Source organism: Arthrobacter sp. QXT-31, from assembly GCF_001969265.1.
GTDB lineage: Bacteria > Actinomycetota > Actinomycetes > Actinomycetales > Micrococcaceae > Arthrobacter.
The window spans coordinates 3684578-3704357 of the sequence record NZ_CP019304.1; the positions used below are offsets into that span (position 1 = coordinate 3684578).

A 19780-nucleotide genomic window follows, 5' to 3' on the forward strand; every position below is an offset into this window, starting at 1 on the left:
GGTCGTTCGGCTAGTTGATAAGTTGGACGCCCGTAGCGCCGTACGTTGCTGGCCCACCTAGAGTGGCGGCTTCAGCAAGGGTTACTTTCTTGACGAAGGTTCCGTAGAGTCCTTCGTCACTGTTCTTCAAGTCGAGGCTCTCCTTCAGCTCTTGGGCGTCCGGCGTAAGGTACGAGGTTCCGCCGCCATTTAGATGCCATCCTTGGATGGAAATCTGAGCGAAGGCCTCAATCCTGAATGCCTTGCCGAACGGAGAATCTGCGCAGGGCCCCTCTGTTTCTCCGCCGCCGGCCGTGCCTTTTCCGCCGCCTTTGCCCTTTTCGCCGCCCTCGGTCTTTTCGGGACATGCCGTGTCAAAAATAGGAATGAGGACCTCGACCGTCTTGCCGGCCTCCAGGCTCACTTTCCAATCGGCCACCGTTTCGTCGCAGTCAGATTCAAAGCTGTTTCCAGTTCTCGCCTCGACCCATGGATTGGTGACATCGATGTGTACCTTGCAGCCGCCGTCGGCATCCTTTATCCAACCGAAGCCGCCAGCGAGTTCATGTCCGGATGCTGATGAATGCTCGCATGCGTAGGCAGGATCGTCAGAGAGTGTTGATCCGTGAGTGGGAAAGAACTGCAGCCCCTTAAAGAAGGTCGGATCGGCCTCGCATTTCGAGAACGTCAACGGAACGCCGTCGGCTGCGCTATAGGCCCCGAACTGGGCTCTGGCGCTCGCGCGGATGTCAGAGGTGTCAATTCCCAGCACTCGGGCAAACACCAGGGAAAAGCGGTTGTTTCCCTCCGGATCCTGAGACTGCGTGGTGACGTCCACTATGCCGCCGCTCACTGTAGCCGTGAGAGCGTTGCTGTGGCCGTCCAAGGCATTGCCGTTGCCCATAATGCCGGCGGCCGCCTCTGGATCGGAACACTCGGGACCAGGCGTCTCGGCTGCACAGGACTGTGCAATGGCCAATGCCGACGCGTCCGCACCATTCTGGAGCTGGGCGTGCTCCGAGTACATGGTTGCCACATCCACGGCGAACGCTGCCATACCGAGGACGCCAACCATGAGCAGCGCTGTCATTGGTGCAATGGCGCCACGTTCCGGATCATCGCGCGCTAGCCGCCACATCGCATGACCCCCTTACTTTCGATTTCAAGATCAGACGGCATACCTGGAATGAACCCAGGAAGCCCTGTGAGATATGAGGCGGTGTATGTAACAGTGACTTCGGCGTTGTTCCCCGCGGCGCATGTGCCGTCGCCGGAATACTGGATGTCCACGTCGGCGTCGCTGAGAGGCACTGACGGTGCCGCCGACACGGCGGCGGCCAGTGCGTCGGCTTCGTCGTAGCCAGCCTCGGTGCAGTGGACGGCAACGTATCGAGCCGATTCCCGCGCGGCCTCTGAAAGTGAGACCTGAATGTTGAATGCACGCCCAAATTCCATGATTCCGAAAACGAGTACGAGAAATACGGGCAGGATGATTGCAAATTCGACAGCGACAGCGCCCTTTTCCCTGGGCTTCCTAGGCCGGCGTGCGGCCCGAAGTTTGGTGCCCATTAGAGAAGGTCAATCACGGCTTGAAAACCAAGGATCAGCTGGTCTCCAAGTACTTGGACGGCGGAAATAATGACCGTGGCAATGAATGCAACCAGCAGACTGTACTCAACAGCTGTTCCTCCGGTCTCGGATTCAGGAAAGCTACGGCCACCTGCTGGTGTAACCATGAGTGTGTTCAATCGATGAAAGTGAGTTCTAGCCACGAGATCCCCCTAAGAGAAACAAATGGACCTTGAGAAACGTGGAGGCCTTGAGAGTGACGAGACCTGGAGAAGAGAAAAGATCCAGGCGCGGTGCCTGCTGGTGGAGCGGAAGAAGTCCGCTGCCGGCAGGCACCGCCCTGGATCCAGAAGTGAATGGCTACGGTGCCTCTTCGACTACGGCGCCGGCAAGCTCGTCGGAGACCGTCTGGAACGCCGTGTCGATCTGACCGCCCAAGACGACCACAACGCCGATGATGACAGCTGCGATCAGGGCAACGAGCAGTCCGTATTCAACTGCGGTTGCGCCCTTTTCGGAAGAGAGACGATCCTTTACGCCGGCGACAAAGGCAAGCACGGAGACCATGAAAGTGTTCATTGTAATTTCCTTTAATTCGATGGAATAAATTCACCGAATTCCGGCTCCCCCCATATCCGCGAAGGGCCGGTGCTTCGATAGATCAAGAATCCACCTGAAAGCCAGCCGGGAACAATGCGTAGTTCTACCCGACTTTCCACCCAAAAAAACAAGTATTCCCCCCAAGCAAGTACTCAGGTTAAGGAAATCCCAAGCACGGGGACTACTTGGATACTCAAGGAATCAGCAAGAAAATCCTAGGGAATCTAACGTTTAACCAACGCAGGTTGACGTTTAGGCGGCCAAAAGAACCGCACCTAGGGTGGCGGCCAACATCGAGGGGCCAAAGGCGATTTCTGAGCTCAAATTGGCGCGCTTTAGCCTAATCAAAACGACGGATAAAATACCGCCGAGCACAAAGCCGAGCGCTCCGCCGTAGAACAGGTGGCCCCAGCCCAAGTAGCCCAAGTACAGGCCCACAGGGGCAGCCAGCTTCACGTCGCCCATGCCGATACCGCTCGGCGAAATTAGGGCCAAAATCAGGAAAACAACGAACAGGATGGCCGCGCCGGCCGCCGCACGAAGCAGCTCCGCCCAGTCTGCTGCGGCGAAGCTGCCCAGTAGGAGGAGTGCCAGGCCGGCCACCAGCAGTGTGAGGACAAGTGGATTCGGCAGCAGATGGTGGGCCAGGTCAATGCGGGCCAGCTGCACGCCGACGACCGCCAGCAGTAGAAAGGCCGGCAGGGACCAATCCATCCCAAACCTCAGCGCAAGGGCGGCGCAGAGCGCTCCGGTGAGCACCGCCGTCGTAATTCTTGTCCGCACGCCGGGCAGTCCGCCGAGGCGGGGGAGGGTTCGGGCGATGAGGAGTTCAGCAAGCGGGCTCAGTAGAATGCCAAGGAGTCCCATGGCAAAGGCAAAAAGCGCGGCCATACCTGCTGCAGACACATGGACTCCTGGGTTGACGGGCCCGGCGCTGGCGCAGGACTCCACGACCCCCGCCACCGGATACCCCATTTTGACCCTGGCGTCCGGTTGACGCTATTCTTGGTAGTCGTTGTGCGTGTCCTTTCTCGATGATGCGTGCCCGCTTGGGGATCCAGTTGCAGGGTCGCTACCCGACGGGCATTTTCGGGACTTGGGGATAACTGGTCCATAGAGCCCTCACCTCTGTTCCGGTCGCGCATAGATAGTAGGCGCACCCCGCGTGACGCCTAAACCCAGAACGCCAGAACAAGAACGAGGCAAACACCGTGCGTACGTACACCCCGAAGCCCGGCGATATTAACCGCCAGTGGCACGTCATTGACGCCACCGACGTTGTCCTGGGTCGTCTTGCCAGCCAGACCGCAACACTGCTGCGCGGAAAGCACAAGCCGACCTTTGCTCCCCACATGGACATGGGCGACTTCGTCATCATCATCAACGCTGAAAAGGTTGCCCTCACCGGCGCCAAGCTGGAGCAGAAGCGCGCTTACCGCCACTCCGGCTTCCCGGGCGGCCTGACCTCCGTCAACTACGCGGAACTGCTGGAAACCAACCCGGTCCGCGCCGTTGAGAAGGCCATCAAGGGCATGCTCCCGAAGAACTCCCTGGCTGCCCAGCAGCTGAGCAAGCTGAAGGTCTACCGTGGCGCCGAGCACCCCCACGCAGCCCAGCAGCCCAAGACTTTCGAAATCAACCAGGTCGCCCAGTAGTCCTGGCCACCAACACTTTTATTTACGAGGAGAACCGTGGCTCAGAACGATGAACTGACCACCGAAGCCGTTGAGGCTGAGGAAAACCTGACCAGCTACACTTCCGAGAGCAGCGCTGCTGAAGCCGCTCCGAAGAAGGAGCGCCCGGCCCTGACGGTTGCCGGTGCAGCTGTTGGCCGCCGCAAGGAAGCCGTTGCACGCGTTCGCGTTGTGCCGGGCTCCGGCAAGTGGACCATCAACGGCCGCGAGCTGTCGAACTACTTCCCGAACAAGCTGCACCAGCAGGACGTCAACGAGCCCTTCAAGATCCTGGATCTGGAAGGCGCCTACGACGTCATCGCCCGCATCCACGGCGGTGGCCCCTCCGGCCAGGCCGGTGCACTGCGCCTCGGCATCGCCCGTTCGCTGAACGAGATCGACGTCGAGAACAACCGCGCCACCCTGAAGAAGGCCGGCTACCTCACCCGTGACGCCCGCGTCATCGAGCGTAAGAAGGCCGGTCTCAAGAAGGCCCGCAAGGCTCAGCAGTACTCCAAGCGCTAAAAAGGCGCCTTCCCAGGATGGGGCCGCTGGCGCGACCTCATCCTGGGGCCCTCGGCGCTTTTTAGCGCTCGGCTCCACAAGCGCTAATCCCGCTTACCGAGGCGTTCCCGCCTCGCACAGAAGCCCGTTCCGCCACTGGCGGGGCGGGCTTCTGCCGTTAACCCCCGGTTACTGCACAGGTGGCGCCGGTGAGCAGGGGAAACGTCCGCAACGCACCCCGCACCCGCCGTTTTGGGCAGGTGCGGGCACCTGAATCGTCTAAACTTGGACCCGATGTCTACATTATTTGGAACAGACGGTGTCCGGGGCCTGGCGAACGGCCTGTTGACTGCCGAGCTCGCATTGCAGCTGGCCCAGGCCGCCGCCGTCGTGCTTGGCCATGAACGCACCAGCGAAGGTGCACGGCCGCGTGCCGTGGTGGCGAGGGATCCCCGCGCCAGCGGCGAATTCATCGCGGCAGCTGTGGAAGCCGGGCTCTCCAGCTCCGGCATCGACGTCTACGACGCCGGTGTCCTGCCCACCCCCGCAGCCGCCTACCTCGTGGCAGACCTGGACGCCGACTTCGGCGTCATGATCTCCGCCTCGCATAACCCGGCTCCCGACAACGGGATCAAGTTCTTCGCCCGCGGCGGGCAGAAGCTCCCCGACGAGGTGGAGGACGCCATCGAGGCCCAGATGGGCAAGGAGCCCGTCCGCCCCGTGGGCGGCGAGGTTGGCCGCATCCAGCGCTTCTCCGACGCCGAGGACCGATACATCGTCCACCTCCTGGGCACCCTCCCGCACAACCTCAACGGCCTCAAGGTGGTCCTCGACTGCGCGCACGGTGCCGCCAGCGGCTGCTCACCGCAGGTCTTCAAGGACGCCGGCGCTGACGTGGTGGTCATTGGCGCCGAACCGGACGGCCTGAACATCAACGACGGCGTGGGCTCCACGCACCTCGGCCTGCTCAAGGCGGCCGTGGTGGAGCACGGCGCCGACCTCGGCATTGCCCACGACGGCGACGCCGACCGCTGCCTGGCCGTGGACCATGAAGGCAACGAGGTGGACGGCGACCAGATCATGGCCATCCTCGCCGTGGCGTTGAAGAATGCCGGCAAGCTCAAGGACGACGTCCTGGTGGCCACCGTCATGAGCAACCTCGGCCTCAAGATCGCCCTCCGCGACGCCGGCATCGCCATCCGAGAAACGGGCGTGGGGGACCGGTACGTGCTGGAGGAAATGCGCGACGGCGGCTACAACCTCGGCGGCGAACAGTCCGGCCACGTGATCCTCGCCGACTACGCCACCACAGGCGACGGCGTCCTGACCGGCCTGCAGCTCGCGGCGCAGGTGGCCCTGACCGGCCGCCCACTCAAGGACCTCGCCACCATCATGACCAAGCTGCCCCAGGTCCTCATCAACGTGAAGGACGTGGACCGCAGCCGGGTGGGCGGAGACGAGACCCTGGCCGCAGCCGTGAAGGCCGCCGAGGCCGAGCTGGGTGACACCGGCCGCGTGCTCCTGCGCCCGTCCGGCACCGAGCCGGTTGTTCGCGTCATGGTGGAGGCGGGCGACCAGCAGACCGCCCAGGTCATCGCGGAACGCCTCGCCCAGGTTGTGAAGACCCAGCTGGCGCTGGAGCCCGTCGGCTAAAGCACCCTAAGAGCAAAGAGCAGCCCGCCTCCTGAAAAGTCAGGAGGCGGGCTGCTGGCTTGTGACGAAATAGCCGCCGCTACTTGGCCGCCTGGTTCTGGTTCTGTGCCTGCAGGGCGTCGCGAATCTCCTTGAGCAGGGCAATCTGCGGATCCTCGGCTGCTTCCTGCTTGGCGTCCTGCCCGATGCCCAGCTTCCGGTTGCGGTGCTCGATCAGCTTGTTCATCGGGGCCACAATGACGAAGTACAGCGCTGAGGCCACCAGCAGGAAGTTGACCACCGCGGTGAGCAGCACGCCGAAGCGCACGTCACCGAACGCCAGGAAATCGTCAAAGTTGGGCTCTCCCACGAGCCACGAGATCAGCGGCATCAGGACGCTCTTGACCAGGGCATCCACCACGGCGCTGAACGCCGAACCGATCACCACTGCCACGGCCAGGTCGATGACGTTTCCCTTGAGAATGAACTTCTTGAATCCACTAAGCATGCCAACCAAACTACCGCACCGGGTTTACGGGCCAGGGTTTAGGGGACAGCCTCAGCGGTAGGCGGGGGCCGCCTCCAGGCCGAAGTACTGCTCAAGGGTGGCGATGCCGCGCTTCCGCATATCCGTCGCCGCTTCGACGCCGACATACCGCAGGTGCCACGGTTCATAGAAGTTCCCGGTGATGGTGTGCTGCATCCACGGATACCGCACCACGAAGCCGAAGCGGTGCGCGTTGGCCTTGGCCCAGACGGCGGCCGGCTGCTCGGCGAAGCATGGCTGGAAGCTGCACGCTCCGCCGCCGTCACCGATGTCGAACGCCCAGCCCGTCTGGTGTTCCGAGTGGCCAGGGCGCGCCGAGGCGGTATCTGCTGCCGCCCGGCCCTGCGAGCTCACGTAGCCGTTGTAGGTGGCGGTCTGCGTCGCGTAGGAGCGGTAGCCGCTCGCCAGCGTCATGGTCACGCCGTCCGCCGCTGCTGCGGCGAACATCCTTTCCGCGGCAGCCGCCGTCGTGCTGTTCAACTGCGCCGCCTCGCCGGCGACGGCGAGGGCCACACGCGGCCGGACCAAATCGGCCGGGTCGTAGTTGGCCGGCTTGAGCGGGCGGTGCTTGTTGACGATCACCCAGGGACTGGTGGGCGCGGTCAGTGAGTGCTGCTTGGGCAGGCGTGAGGCGGCCGACGGCGGTGCTGCCGCCGCCGTCGTGGACGGCGCAGGCACTGTGGCGGATGGCGGCTTCGCCGACGTGCTGGGTGGCGAGGCGGCGGAAGCAGTAGCGGAGGCCGGGGCCGGGCCCCCGGCGGACGGCGTGGTACCGGTCGGAACCGTGGTGGCCGTGCCGGAAGCAGCAGGTGAGGCCGTGCCCATGGCCGTGGAACCCGATGCCGCGGAACCCGGGGCTTCGGGGGCAGGGCCGGGGGTGCAGGCGGCAAGGGCAGACAGGCCGGCTCCCGTCAGCAGCAGCTGCGCCACTGCGCGCCGGCTGGGGCGGCCGCCCGACCGGGCGTTTACGGAAGCAGCGGAAGAGCAGTCGTAGCACACGTGCGCTAGACCTTCCGCAGCAGCATCCTGCGGACGGAATGGTCCGCTTCCTTGGTGAGCACCAGCTGCGCCCGCCCCCGGGTGGGCAGCACGTTCTCTTCCAGGTTCGGTTCGTTGATGCGCTTCCAGATGTCGCGGGCGGTCGCTTCGGCCTCTTCATCGGACAGCGTGGCATAGCGGTGGAAGTACGACTCCGGCTGCGCGAAGGCGGTGGAACGGAGCTTGCGGAACCGGTCCACGTACCATTCCTCGATGTAGGACGTTTTGGCATCCACATAGATGGAAAAGTCGAAGAAGTCGCTGAGCGCCAGGCCTTGGCGGCCGTCGTGCCGCGGCCGCGCCGGGGCGAGCACATTCAGGCCCTCGACAATCAGGACGTCGGGCCGCCGGACCACCACTTCCTTGCCCGGGACGATGTCATAGGTGACGTGCGAGTACCAGGGCGCCCGCACCTCCTCGGCGCCGCCCTTGATCTCGCTCACGAAGCGCAGCAGCGCACGGCGGTCGTAGGACTCCGGAAAGCCCTTCCGGTCGAGCAGCTGCCGGCGCTTGAGTTCGGCCAGGGGATACAGGAAGCCGTCGGTGGTGATGAGCTCAACGTTCGGCGTGCCCGGCCAGCGGCGCAGCATCTCGCGCAGAACACGGGCGATGGTGGACTTGCCCACGGCCACGGAACCGGCGACGCCGATCACGAAGGGCGTGCGCTGGGTCTGCTCGCCAAGGAAGGTGGTGGTGGCCGCATGCAGCTGGCCGGCAGCCTCCACGTACAGGTGCAAGAGCCGGGAGAGGGGGAGGTAGACGTCCCGCACCTCGCTGATGTCCAGGGGGTCGCCGAGGCCGCGAAGGCGCAGCACGTCCTCTTCATTAAGGGGCTGCTCCATCTGGGCCGAAAGCCGGGACCAGGTCTGCCGGTCCAGCTCCACGAACGGGGAAACACCCTCTCCGTTCGCTTCGTTGCGTTGCAAAGTCACCCTAGAGATTCTGCCCCGACCTGCGCCAAGAGCGAAATGCGGCCGTTCTTGAGTGAATCTTGACCCTGCCCATGACCGGTTCCTGAGCCTGCCACGCGACAGTGCAGGAAATAGGGGAGAACCGCCTCAGAAATACGAAGGGTCTGAACATGGGGAAGGCAGTTATACCGGAGCTGCCGCAGCGGACGGGCCGCGACTTTGGCGGCAGGCGCGGCGGGGGAGCAGCCACCCGGATTACCAAAATACGCCGCCGCAAGCGCTTCGCTGCGGCCGGGCGCTGGACCAACTTCCTAGTGCTCCTGGTCCTTGCCTTTGCCGCGGCCGTCCTGGTTGCCATTCCCCAGGCCACCGGATCCCGGACCTACACGGTGCACACGGATTCGATGGCCCCGGCATATCCTGCAGGCACCTTCCTGGTGGTGAAACCCACACCCCTGAGTCAGCTGAAGTACGGCGACGTCGTCACCTACCGGCCCACCCTGGACAGCCCCGAGGTTCTGACCCGCCGGATCGTGGGCTTTGGTGCCCAGCAGAACGGTGAACGGACCCTGGTCACCAAGGCGGACAACGCCGCCGTCAACGACGCACAACCCGTCCATGCCCGCCAAGTCATGGGAAAGCCGCTCTACGCCATCCCGCTGGCCGGCTACCTCGCCGATGCGGTCGGTGACGCGGACCGCGACCTCCTGATGGTGCTGGCAGCAGCCGGCCTCGCCGGCCTGGGCATGCTGCTCATCTTCCTTGGCGCCCGCAGGCGCCGGACAGGCTGACGGGCCGCCGGGCAGGCTGACGGCCGCCGGAGGAGGTCATCCGACGTCGGTTCTCCGCAAAGACCGATAGGCTTATACCCATGTGTGGAATCGTGGGTTATGTTGGCCGTACGTCGGGCCGGGCTGATGCCGGGCATGGTGCGTTGGATGTTGTTCTTGAGGGCCTGCGCCGTCTGGAGTACCGGGGTTACGACTCGGCCGGTGTTGCAGTGGTGGCTGACGGGGAGATTTCCTCGCGGAAGAAGTCCGGGAAGCTGAGCAACCTGCTGGCCGAGCTGGAGGAGCGGCCGCTGCCGGAATCTTTGACCGGTATCGGGCACACGCGCTGGGCCACGCATGGTGGTCCGACGGATCAGAACGCGCACCCGCATCTGTCTGATGGGGGGAAGCTTGCGGTGATCCATAACGGCATTATTGAAAACTTTGCTGAGCTGAAGCAGGAGCTGCTGGCCAAGGGTGTGGTCTTCGCGTCGGAGACGGACACCGAGGTGGCCGCGGCGCTGCTGGGTGATATTTTCCGGAACAAGCTGGGCGGCGACGTTACTGACGGCGGCCTGACCCGGGCGATGGAGCTGGCGTGCCAGCGGCTGGAGGGTGCTTTCACGCTCCTGGCCGTGCACGCCGACCAGCCCGACGTGGTGGTGGCCGCGCGCCGGAACTCGCCGCTGGTGGTGGGCCTGGGCGAGGGTGAGAACTTCCTGGGTTCGGACGTGTCCGGGTTCATTGACTACACCCGCCGTGCGGTGGAGCTGGGCCAGGACCAGATCGTGACGATCACCGCCGACACGGTGGAGATCACCGACTTTTACGGCGCCCCGGCCGAGGGCAAGGAATACCACGTGGACTGGGACCCGGCCTCCGCGGAGAAGGGCGGCTTCGCGTCGTTCATGGAGAAGGAAATCCATGACCAGCCCGACGCGGTGGCGCAGACCCTTTTGGGCCGGTCGGACGCGAACGGGAAGCTGACCCTGGATGAGCTGCGCATTGACCCGCAGCTGTTGAAGAAGGTCGACAAGATCATCGTGCTGGCCTGCGGCACGGCCGCGTATGCGGGCCTGGTGGCGAAGTACGCGATCGAGAACTGGTGCCGGATCCCCACCGAGGTGGAGCTCGCGCACGAGTTCCGGTACCGGGACCCGATCGTGGATGAGAACACCCTGGTGGTGTCCATCAGCCAGTCCGGCGAGACCATGGACACGCTGATGGCGGTCCGGTACGCCCGCGAGCAGGGCGCGAAGACGGTGTCGATCTGCAACACCAACGGTTCGACCATTCCACGCGAATCCGACGCGGTGCTGTACACGCACGCCGGTCCGGAGATCGCGGTGGCGTCCACGAAGGCGTTCCTGGCGCAGATCACCGCGGCGTACCTGCTGGGGCTGTACCTGGCGCAGCTGCGCGGGAACATCTTCTCCGGGCAGATCAAGGATGTGCTGGCTGACCTGGGCAAGATCCCGGCGAAGATCCAGAAGATCCTGGACTCGGCCGAGGACCTGCGGGGGCTGGCGCGGAGCATGAAGGACGAGAAGTCCGTGCTGTTCCTGGGCCGGCACGTGGGCTACCCGGTGGCGTTGGAGGGTGCGCTGAAGCTGAAGGAAATCGCGTACATCCACGCCGAGGGTTTCGCCGCCGGTGAGCTCAAGCACGGCCCGATCGCGTTGATCGAGGAGGGCCAGCCGGTGTTCGTGGTGGTCCCGTCCCCGCGCGGCCGGGATTCGCTGCACTCGAAGGTGGTGTCCAACATCCAGGAGATCCGGGCCCGCGGTGCCCGTACCCTGGTGATCGCCGAGGAAGGCGATGACGCGGTCCGTGACTACGCCGAGCACGTCTTCTACGTCCCGGAAACCCCGACCCTGCTGATGCCGCTGCTGACCACCGTGCCGCTGCAGATCTTCGCCTGTGAACTTGCCGCCGGCAAGGGCTACGACGTGGACCAGCCGCGCAACCTGGCCAAGAGCGTCACAGTAGAGTAAGCCCATGATTGTTGGGATCGGCGTAGACGTAGTGGACATCGAGCGCTTCGGACGGCAGCTGGAGCGCACCCCCGGGCTGCGCGACCGGCTGTTTGTGCCGGCCGAACGGGAACTGAACACCCGCTCCCTGGCGGCGAGGTTTGCCGCCAAGGAGGCCGTGGCCAAGGTCCTGGGCGCGCCGGCCGGCATGAACTGGCAGGACTGCTGGATCGGACTGGACCAGAACGGTCCCACCATCCAGGTCAAGGGGACGGTGCTCGCCGTGGCCGAATCCAAGGGCGTCAAACGGTGGCACCTGTCCATGAGCCACGATGGCGGCATTGCCACGGCCACGGTGCTGGCCGAGGGCTGACCCGGACGGACTGACCACATGATCAGCGCCTATACCGGAACCCAGATCAGGGAGGCTGAAAAGCCCCTGCTGGATTCAGGTATGGGCGCTGTTCTCATGCAGCGGGCAGCCCGTGGCATGGCCGGCGCCGCCATCGCGGAGCTCCGTAGCCGCGGGCGCCGCCTTTACGGCTCCAGCGTGGTGGTCCTGGCCGGCAAGGGGAACAACGGCGGCGACGGCCTTTTCGCCGCCGCCCACCTTGCCGGGCGGGGTATGCGGACGACGGCGGTCCTCGCCTCCGCGGCTGCCCACCCGGACGGCCTGGCCGCCTTCCGGCGCGCCGGCGGCCGGGTCCTGACGCTGACCGACGCGAACGCCGGTGAACTGGCAGCGCTGGCCGGCAGGGCCGACGTCGTAATTGATGCTTTTCTGGGAACCGGCGCCCGGGGCGGACTCCGGGAAGCGTCAGCGGAACTCGTGTCACGGCTGGCCGGGATGCTGCCTGTTACTGGTCCCCGGGGCATCGTGGTGGCGTGCGACGTGCCCAGCGGCGTGGACGCGGACACCGGCGAGGCCGCAGGACCCGTGTTGCCGGCGGACATCACCGTCACGTTCGGCGGGGCCAAGGCCGGCCTGCTGGCGGACCCTGGAGCGGATTTCGCCGGCCGGGTGGTGGTGGTTCCGATCGGCATCGAAGACTCGCTGCCCTGGCCCGCATTGCGGCGTGTCGAAGCCGCCGACCTCGCAACCCTGCTCCCGCGGCCCACGCGCCGCGCCCACAAGTATTCGCGGGGCGTCCTCGGAGTGGTGGCCGGGTCCCCGGCCTATCCGGGCGCCGCCGTGCTCGCCTGCCGCGGGGCACTCTCCGCCGGCGTGGGCATGGTCCGCTACGTCGGGCCGCCCGAGGTGGCGGACCTCATCCGCCAGAGCTGCCCCGAGGTGGTCTGCAGCACCGGCACCGTGGCCGAAACGCATGTCCAGGCCTGGCTCGTCGGTTCGGGGATGGACGGTTCGGACGAGGAGGAGATGCAGCGCGTCCGCGACGCCGTCGACTCCGGCCTGCCCACCGTGGCCGACGCAGGCGCCCTGCCCGTGTTGCCGGACGTGCTGGCCCCGCAGGTGGTGCTGACGCCGCACGCCGGGGAGCTGGCCACCCTGCTGCAGCGCCTCGGCGCCGACATGGACCGCAAAGCCGTCGAGGCCGCCACCCTCGCCGCCGTGCGCCGCGCCGCCGGGCTGACCGAGGCCACGGTGCTGCTGAAAGGGGCCACCACGCTGGTGGCATCTCCCTACCAGGACTTCTACAGCCAGGCGGAGGGCACGCCCTGGATGGCCACCGCCGGCAGCGGTGATGTGCTGGCTGGAATCATCGGTGCGCTGCTCGCCCAGGTGGGGTCCGACGTCGGACGCTTCCGTGCGTTGGCCATCGATCCGGATGAGCGCTGGGCGGCCATTGCCGCCATGGGGGCCAGCCTGCACGGGATGGCCGGAGCGGCCGCTGCGGCCGGCGGACCCTTGACGGCGGGCCGCATGTCCGACGCCCTACCCGAAATATGGGGTAAAGTCAGCACGCTTAGTAATTAGCGGAAGGGCCGTGTAATAGTCATACCCAGCCGCTACGGTAAGACCAAGTTCCGTGCAGGTGGTGCGTGAAGACCTGCCGGACGCAGTGTTGGACGATGTATAGGAGCACGAATGGAAATCTGGCCCGGATCGGCTTACCCGCTGGGAGCCACGTTTGACGGCACGGGAACCAACTTCGCATTGTTCAGCGAGCACGCAGAAAAGGTGGAACTCTGCCTCTTCGACGAGGACGGCACCGAATCCCGGGTGACGCTCCGGGAAGTGGACGGCTACGTGTGGCACTGCTACCTGCCGCAGGTGCAGCCCGGGCAAAAGTACGGTTACCGCGTCCATGGGCCGTACAACCCCGCCAACGGCCAGCGCTTCAACCCGAACAAGCTGCTGCTGGACCCCTACGCCAAGGCCGTCGCCGGCCAGATCGACTGGGACCCGGCGCTGTTCTCTTACAACATGGGCGACCCCTCATCCCGGAATGACGCCGATTCTGCGCCGCACATGATGATGGGCGTGGTGATCAACCCGTTCTTCGACTGGGACAACGACCAGAACCTGCGCATTCCGTACCACAAGTCGGTTATCTACGAAGCGCACGTCAAGGGGCTCACCGAGCTGCACCCGGAAATCCCCGAGGAGCAGCGCGGCACCTACGCCGGCGTAGCGCACCCCGCAGTCATCTCGCACCTGCAGAAGCTGGGCGTCACCGCGATCGAGCTGATGCCAGTGCACCAGTTCGTCAACGACGGCACGCTGCAGGAGAAGGGTCTGAGCAACTACTGGGGCTACAACACCATCGGCTTCTTCGCGCCGCAGAACACCTACAGCTCCACCGGCGACGCAGGCCAGCAGGTCCAGGACTTCAAGGCGATGGTCCGCTCACTGCACCGCGCCGGCATTGAGGTCATCCTCGACGTCGTCTACAACCACACCGCCGAAGGCAACCACCTAGGCCCCACGCTGAGCTTCAAGGGCATCGACAACGAGGCGTACTACCGCCTGGTCGAGGACGACAAGCAGTACTACATGGACTACACCGGCACGGGCAACACACTGAACGTCCGCCAGCCGCATTCCCTGCAGCTGCTGATGGACTCGCTGCGCTACTGGGTCACCGAGATGCACGTGGACGGGTTCCGCTTCGACCTCGCCGCCGCTTTGGCCCGCGAGTTTTACGACGTCGACCGGCTCTCCACCTTCTTCGAACTCATCCAGCAGGACCCGGTGGTCTCCCAGGTCAAGCTCATCGCCGAGCCGTGGGACGTCGGCCCCGGTGGTTACCAGGTGGGCAACTTCCCGCCGCAGTGGACGGAATGGAACGGCAAGTACCGCGACACCGTGCGCGACTTCTGGCGCGGCGAACCGGCCACGCTCGGCGAGTTCGCCTCGCGGATCACCGGCTCCGCAGACCTGTACGAGCACTCCGGCCGCCGCCCCGTGGCATCCATCAACTTCGTCACCGCGCACGACGGCTTCACCCTGCGGGACCTGGTCTCCTACAACGAGAAGCACAACGATGCCAACGGCGAGGAGAACAAGGACGGCGAATCCCACAACCGCTCATGGAACTGCGGTGTGGAGGGTCCCACGGATGACCCCAAGGTCCTGGCACTCCGTGCACGGCAGCAGCGCAACTTCATCGCCACCATGCTGCTCTCGCAGGGCGTGCCGATGATCGCGCACGGCGATGAGATGGGCCGAACGCAGCTGGGCAACAACAACGGGTACTGCCAGGACTCGGAGCTGACCTGGATGAACTGGGACAGCGTGGACCAGCCCCTCATCGAATTCACCGCGGCCGTCAATTCGCTGCGCGCCAAGCACCCCACCTTCCGGCGCAGCCGCTTCTTCGACGGCCGGCCGGTCCGGCGCGGTGAGGGCGAGCGGCTGCCGGACATCGTATGGCTCGACCCCGACGGCAACCTCATGCAGCCGGAGGACTGGGACAGCGGCTTCGGCCGATCCGTGGGCATGTTCCTCAACGGCGACGGCATCCAGGGCCACGACGACCGCGGGCGGCGCATCACGGACGTGAACTTCGTGCTGTACTTCAACGCGCACGACGGCGACGTCGAGTTCACGCTGCCGCCGGACGAATACGCCCCGGCCTGGGACATCATCATCGACACCGCTGGCGAAGGGGCAGACTCCGAGCCGGTGAACGCGGGCAGCATGCTGTCCGTTGCGGCCAAGTCCCTGGTGGTGCTCCGTGCACACAGCGCCCCCGAGGAGGAGCCCGACCATTCCGTGGCTGCTTCGCTGGCCGCACTGACGCAGACCGCCACCGCCGAGACCGCGGCGCTCACGGCCCCCGCCGTCCCTGAACCGGCCAAGACGAAGAAGCCGGATCCTCAGCTTGGAAAGGCAGCCGAGGAGCGGCCAGCCGGTAATTCTGCTGCCGCGCCGGCGCACGCGGCCGAGCCGGCGGAAAAGCCCGCCGCCAAGCCCGCGGGTAAACGGACCGGCAACCCCAAGGCGGGCAAGCCTGCAGGGGAGGGCGCATGAAAACCCCGGTCTCCACTTACCGGCTGCAGATCAGGAAGGGCTTCACGCTGTTCGACGCGGCCGAAACCGTGCCGTACCTGCGGTCGCTCGGCGTCGACTGGGTTTACCTTTCACCGATCCTGACCGCCGAGCAGGGATCCGACCACGGCTACGACGTCACCGACCCCTCCGCCATCGACCCCGAGCGCGGCGGTCCGGAGGGGCTGGCTGCACTCTCCAAGGCAGCCCGCGCTGCCGGCATGGGCGTCCTGATCGACATCGTGCCCAACCACGTCGGCGTCGCCACTCCGGTGCAAAACCCCTGGTGGTGGTCGCTGCTCAAGGAGGGGCGCCAGTCCCGCTACGCTGAAGCGTTCGACGTCGAGTGGGACCTTGGCGGGGGACGCATCAGGCTTCCGGTTCTGGGGAGCGACGATGACCTGGACAAGCTCGAAATCAAGGATGGGGAGCTGCGGTACTACGACCACCGCTTCCCCCTCGCTGACGGCACCTACACCGAAGGCGACGCACCGCGGGACGTCCACGCCCGGCAGCACTATGAACTCATGGGCTGGCGGCGCGCGGACAACGAGCTGAACTACCGGCGCTTCTTTGCGGTCAACACTCTCGCCGGCGTCCGTGTGGAGCTGCCCGCCGTTTTCGACGAGGCGCATCAGGAGGTTGTGCGCTGGTTCCGCGAGGGGCTCGCGGACGGCCTTCGGATCGACCACCCGGACGGCCTGGCCGACCCCGAGGGTTACCTGAAGCGGCTGCGCGGGGCCACCGGCGGCGCCTACCTGCTGATCGAAAAGATCCTCGAGCCGGGGGAACAGCTGCCGGCCAGCTTCGAATGCGAAGGCACCACCGGCTACGACGCCCTCGCCGACGTCGACCGCGTCCTCGTCGATCCTCGTGGCCAGGAGCCGCTGGACCGGCTGGACGCGTCGCTGCGCGGCGGTGAGCCCGCCGACTATGAGGACATGATCCGCGGAACCAAGCGCCGGATCACCGACGGTATCCTCCACTCGGAAATCCTGCGGCTGACCCGGCTGGTTCCGGGCGACGCGGGGCTGTCCGCCGATGCCGCGGCAGACGCGATCGCCGAGATCATCGCCGCCTTCCCGGTCTACCGGACCTACCTGCCGGAGGGTGCCGAGGTGCTGAAGGAAGCCTGCGAGCTTGCGGCCCGCAGGCGGCCGGAACTCGACCAGACCATCCAGGTGCTGCAGCCGCTGCTGCTGGACACCGAACTGGAGCTGGCCCGGCGTTTCCAGCAGACCTCGGGAATGGTCATGGCCAAGGGCGTGGAGGACACCGCGTTCTTCCGCTTCAACCGTCTTGGGACGCTCACGGAAGTGGGCGCCGATCCCACCGAGTTCTCCGTGGAGCCCGATGAGTTCCATGCCCGGATGGTACGCCGGCAGGCCGAGCTGCCGTTGTCCATGACGACGCTCAGCACGCACGACACCAAGCGCAGCGAGGACACCCGGGCGCGGATCTCGGTCATCTCCGAGGTTGCCGGCGAATGGGAAAAGGCGCTGGGCCGGCTGCGGGAACTGGCCCCGCTGCCTGACGGCCCGTTGTCGGCACTGCTCTGGCAGGCCGTCGCCGGCGCCTGGCCCGCCAGCCGGGAACGCCTCCAGTACTACGCGATGAAGGCCGCGCGCGAAGCCGCAAACTCGACCAGCTGGACCGATCCGGATCCCGCGTTTGAGGAGAAGCTGACCGCCGCCGTCGACGCTGTGTTCGACAACCCTGCGGTGCAGGCCGAGGTGGAGGCCCTCGTGGAGCTCCTGGAACCGCATGGTGCCTCGAACTCGCTGGCGGCAAAGCTCGTGCAACTGACCATGCCCGGAGTTCCGGACGTGTACCAGGGCACGGAGTTCTGGGACCGGTCGCTGACGGATCCGGACAACCGGCGCCCATTCAGCTTTGACGACCGCCGCGCCGCCCTGGAGCAGCTGGACGCGGGCGAGCTGCCGGCGTCGTTCACGGATCAGGCCGCCAAGCTGCTGGTGACCTCGCGGGCCCTGCGGCTGCGCCGCGACCGGCCGGAACTATTCACCGGCTACAGCCCGGTCCGGGCCAGCGGCCCTGCCGCCGGGCACCTGCTCGGGTTCGACCGGGGCGGAGCACTCACCCTGGTCACCCGGCTGCCCTACGGACTGGAACGGTCGGGCGGGTGGCGGGACACCGCCGTCGAACTTAAGACCGCCATGAAGGACGAACTGACCGGTACCGGCTACGGACCGGGGACCGTGGAGATCGCTGACATCTTCCGGACCTACCCCGTGGCGCTGCTGGTAGCGCAGACTGGAGGAGAGTCATGACGAGCACAGGCCAGGCAACCTATCCGCGTGAAGCAGCAAAGCCCGTGCAGGGACCTGAGCGCTTTGACGTCTGGGCGCCCGAGGCCAAGTCCGTGACGCTGCTGGCCGGCGGGGAGCGCTATGCCATGCAGCGCAGGTCGGGCACCGGGCCGGAGCACGAGGGCTGGTGGACGGCTCCCGAGGCGCCGGCAAGCGGCGAGGCGGACTACGGGTACCTTCTGGACGGCGACGAAACGCCGCTGCCGGATCCGCGGACCCGGCGCCAGCCGGAGGGCGTGCACGCGCTGTCCCGCACGTTCGACCCCGGCGCGCACCAGTGGCAGGAGGACGGCTGGCAGGGCAGGGAACTGCAGGGGGCGGTCATCTACGAGCTGCACCTCGGCACGTTCACGCCCGAAGGGACGCTGGATGCCGCCGCCGGCAAGCTGGACTACCTGGCCGGCCTGGGCGTGGACTTCATCGAACTGCTGCCGGTGAACGCGTTCAACGGCACGCACAACTGGGGCTACGACGGCGTGCAGTGGTTCGCCGTCCACGAGGCCTACGGCGGACCGGAGGCGTACCAGCGGTTCGTGGACGCGGCCCACTCCGCAGGCCTCGGCGTGATCCAGGACGTGGTCTACAACCACCTCGGACCCAGCGGGAACTACCTGCCGCGGTTCGGGCCCTACCTCAAGCACGGCGAGGGCAACACGTGGGGCGACTCCGTGAACCTGGACGGAGACGGGTCCGATCATGTGCGCCGGTACATCCTGGACAACCTGGCCATGTGGCTGCGCGACTACAGGGTGGACGGCCTGCGTTTGGACGCTGTCCATGCCCTCAAGGACGAACGCGCCGTCCATATCCTGGAGGACTTCGGGGCGCTGGCGGACCAGATTTCCGCTGAGGTGGGGCGGCCGCTGACGCTCATTGCCGAGTCGGACCTCAACAACCCGCGGCTGCTGTATCCGCGGGACGTCAACGGGTACGGGCTGGAAGGGCAGTGGAGCGACGACTTCCACCACGCCGTCCACGTTAACGTCACCGGCGAAACCACGGGCTACTACAGCGACTTCGACTCGCTCGCGGCCCTGGCCAAGGTGCTTCGGGACGGTTTCTTCCACGACGGCAGCTACTCCAGTTTCCGCGGCCGGCACCATGGCAGGCCGATCAATTTCAGCGCCGTCCACCCGGCCGCCCTGGTGGTCTGCTCGCAGAACCACGACCAGATCGGCAACCGCGCCACCGGGGACAGGCTCTCCCAGAGCCTGCCGTACGGGAGCCTCGCGCTGGCCGCTGTGCTGACGCTGACGGGGCCCTTCACCCCGATGCTGTTCATGGGGGAGGAATACGGTGCCAGCACGCCGTGGCAGTTCTTCACCTCCCACCCCGAACCGGAGCTCGGCAAGGCCACCGCGGAAGGCCGGATCAGGGAGTTCGAGCGCATGGGGTGGGATCCCGCCGTCGTGCCCGATCCGCAGGATCCGGAGACGTTCCGCCGCTCCAAGCTGGACTGGGCGGAAGCCGCCGAAGGCGACCACGCACGGCTGCTGGAACTGTACCGTTCCCTCACCGCGCTGCGCCGCTCGACGCCGGACCTCACCAAGCTGGGCTTCGAGGACACCCAGGTGGAGTTCGACGAGGACGCCCGCTGGCTGCGGTTCCGGCGCGGCAGCGTGCAGGTGCTGCTCAACTTCTCCGAGCAGCCGGTGAGCCTGGACGGGGCGGGCAGGGCCCTGCTGCTGGCCACCGACGACGCCGCCCGGCTGGAAGGTGAACGTGCGGAGCTCGGGCCGCTGAGCGCCGCCGTCGTGAGTGACTGAACCCCGGCTCTAGCCGCATGGCAGGCGTCCACCGC

19 protein-coding genes are annotated in these 19780 nt (G+C 66.1%); 11 read left to right on the forward strand and 8 right to left on the reverse strand.

Translation table 11 applies throughout. The features are described from left to right. Positions 1-10: 10 nt before the first annotated feature. The 5 genes from BWQ92_RS16755 to BWQ92_RS16775 form a co-directional block, all read right to left on the reverse strand. Positions 11-1117, reverse strand: a complete 1107-nt coding sequence (locus BWQ92_RS16755; protein ID WP_076801283.1) for a TadE/TadG family type IV pilus assembly protein — start codon at positions 1115-1117, stop codon at positions 11-13. Continuing rightward, entirely contained in the window at positions 1105-1548 is a 444-nt protein-coding gene (locus BWQ92_RS16760) for a TadE/TadG family type IV pilus assembly protein (RefSeq protein ID WP_076801285.1), read from the reverse strand. The genes BWQ92_RS16755 and BWQ92_RS16760 overlap by 13 nt, the downstream gene beginning before the upstream one ends. After that, positions 1548-1715 (reverse strand): Flp family type IVb pilin, encoded by a 168-nt coding sequence (locus BWQ92_RS16765; RefSeq protein ID WP_083706344.1) that lies wholly within the window; start codon positions 1713-1715, stop codon positions 1548-1550. Before BWQ92_RS16765 ends, BWQ92_RS16760 begins: the two co-directional genes overlap by 1 nt. Positions 1716-1908: 193 nt before the next feature. Further along, complete coding sequence (locus BWQ92_RS16770) at positions 1909-2127, reverse strand: Flp family type IVb pilin (protein WP_076801287.1); 219 nt, start codon at positions 2125-2127, stop codon at positions 1909-1911. Between the two features lie 273 nt (positions 2128-2400). Next, positions 2401-3039 (reverse strand): prepilin peptidase, encoded by a 639-nt coding sequence (locus BWQ92_RS16775; protein ID WP_076801289.1) that lies wholly within the window; start codon positions 3037-3039, stop codon positions 2401-2403. Between the two features lie 320 nt (positions 3040-3359). Between BWQ92_RS16775 and rplM the strand changes: the two genes are divergently transcribed. The 3 genes from rplM (at position 3360) to glmM (ending at position 5978) form a co-directional block, all read left to right on the forward strand. Then, positions 3360-3803 carry a 50S ribosomal protein L13 gene (gene rplM / locus BWQ92_RS16780; RefSeq protein ID WP_076801291.1) on the forward strand — a complete coding sequence of 148 codons (444 nt, stop codon included), beginning with the start codon at positions 3360-3362 and terminating at the stop codon, positions 3801-3803. A 36-nt stretch (positions 3804-3839) separates the two neighbouring features. Continuing rightward, positions 3840-4346, forward strand: a complete 507-nt coding sequence (rpsI, locus tag BWQ92_RS16785; protein WP_076801293.1) for a 30S ribosomal protein S9 — start codon at positions 3840-3842, stop codon at positions 4344-4346. 273 nt (positions 4347-4619) lie between these two features. Then, positions 4620-5978, forward strand: coding sequence for a phosphoglucosamine mutase (gene glmM, locus BWQ92_RS16790; protein ID WP_076801295.1), 1359 nt, complete (start codon positions 4620-4622; stop codon positions 5976-5978). A gap of 79 nt (positions 5979-6057) precedes the next feature. On the opposite strand, the gene mscL is transcribed toward glmM, so the two are convergent. Continuing rightward, the gene (gene mscL / locus BWQ92_RS16795; protein WP_076801297.1) at positions 6058-6465 is read right to left on the reverse strand and encodes a large conductance mechanosensitive channel protein MscL; all 408 of its coding nucleotides are present in this window, start codon (positions 6463-6465) and stop codon (positions 6058-6060) included. 51 nt (positions 6466-6516) lie between these two features. Continuing rightward, the gene (locus tag BWQ92_RS24735) at positions 6517-7086 is read right to left on the reverse strand and encodes a M15 family metallopeptidase (protein ID WP_083706345.1); all 570 of its coding nucleotides are present in this window, start codon (positions 7084-7086) and stop codon (positions 6517-6519) included. Between BWQ92_RS24735 and BWQ92_RS24740 the strand changes: the two genes are divergently transcribed. Beyond that, complete coding sequence (locus BWQ92_RS24740) at positions 7076-7498, forward strand: hypothetical protein (protein WP_157365183.1); 423 nt, start codon at positions 7076-7078, stop codon at positions 7496-7498. The two genes, BWQ92_RS24735 and BWQ92_RS24740, sit on opposite strands and share 11 nt — an antisense overlap. Positions 7499-7508: 10 nt before the next feature. Here the strand turns inward: BWQ92_RS24740 and coaA are convergent, their stop codons facing one another. Beyond that, a complete protein-coding gene (gene coaA, locus BWQ92_RS16805) occupies positions 7509-8474 on the reverse strand; it encodes a type I pantothenate kinase (protein ID WP_076801301.1) in 966 nt (321 codons plus the stop codon). A gap of 149 nt (positions 8475-8623) precedes the next feature. Between coaA and BWQ92_RS16810 the strand changes: the two genes are divergently transcribed. The 7 genes from BWQ92_RS16810 (at position 8624) to treZ (ending at position 19745) form a co-directional block, all read left to right on the forward strand. After that, positions 8624-9244, forward strand: coding sequence for a signal peptidase I (locus BWQ92_RS16810; protein ID WP_076801303.1), 621 nt, complete (start codon positions 8624-8626; stop codon positions 9242-9244). An 80-nt stretch (positions 9245-9324) separates the two neighbouring features. Continuing rightward, positions 9325-11217 (forward strand): glutamine--fructose-6-phosphate transaminase (isomerizing), encoded by a 1893-nt coding sequence (glmS, locus tag BWQ92_RS16815; protein WP_076801305.1) that lies wholly within the window; start codon positions 9325-9327, stop codon positions 11215-11217. Between the two features lie 4 nt (positions 11218-11221). Then, the gene (locus BWQ92_RS16820; RefSeq protein ID WP_011692749.1) at positions 11222-11569 is read left to right on the forward strand and encodes a holo-ACP synthase; all 348 of its coding nucleotides are present in this window, start codon (positions 11222-11224) and stop codon (positions 11567-11569) included. An 18-nt stretch (positions 11570-11587) separates the two neighbouring features. Further along, on the forward strand, positions 11588-13132 hold the full coding sequence (locus tag BWQ92_RS16825) for an NAD(P)H-hydrate epimerase (protein WP_076801307.1): 1545 nt from the start codon (positions 11588-11590) through the stop codon (positions 13130-13132). 111 nt (positions 13133-13243) lie between these two features. Beyond that, positions 13244-15631, forward strand: coding sequence for a glycogen debranching protein GlgX (gene glgX, locus BWQ92_RS16830; protein WP_076801309.1), 2388 nt, complete (start codon positions 13244-13246; stop codon positions 15629-15631). Then, the gene (gene treY / locus BWQ92_RS16835) at positions 15628-17940 is read left to right on the forward strand and encodes a malto-oligosyltrehalose synthase (RefSeq protein ID WP_076801311.1); all 2313 of its coding nucleotides are present in this window, start codon (positions 15628-15630) and stop codon (positions 17938-17940) included. Before glgX ends, treY begins: the two co-directional genes overlap by 4 nt. Further along, positions 17937-19745, forward strand: coding sequence for a malto-oligosyltrehalose trehalohydrolase (gene treZ / locus BWQ92_RS16840; RefSeq protein ID WP_172804300.1), 1809 nt, complete (start codon positions 17937-17939; stop codon positions 19743-19745). The genes treY and treZ overlap by 4 nt, the downstream gene beginning before the upstream one ends. Positions 19746-19780 lie beyond the last annotated feature (35 nt).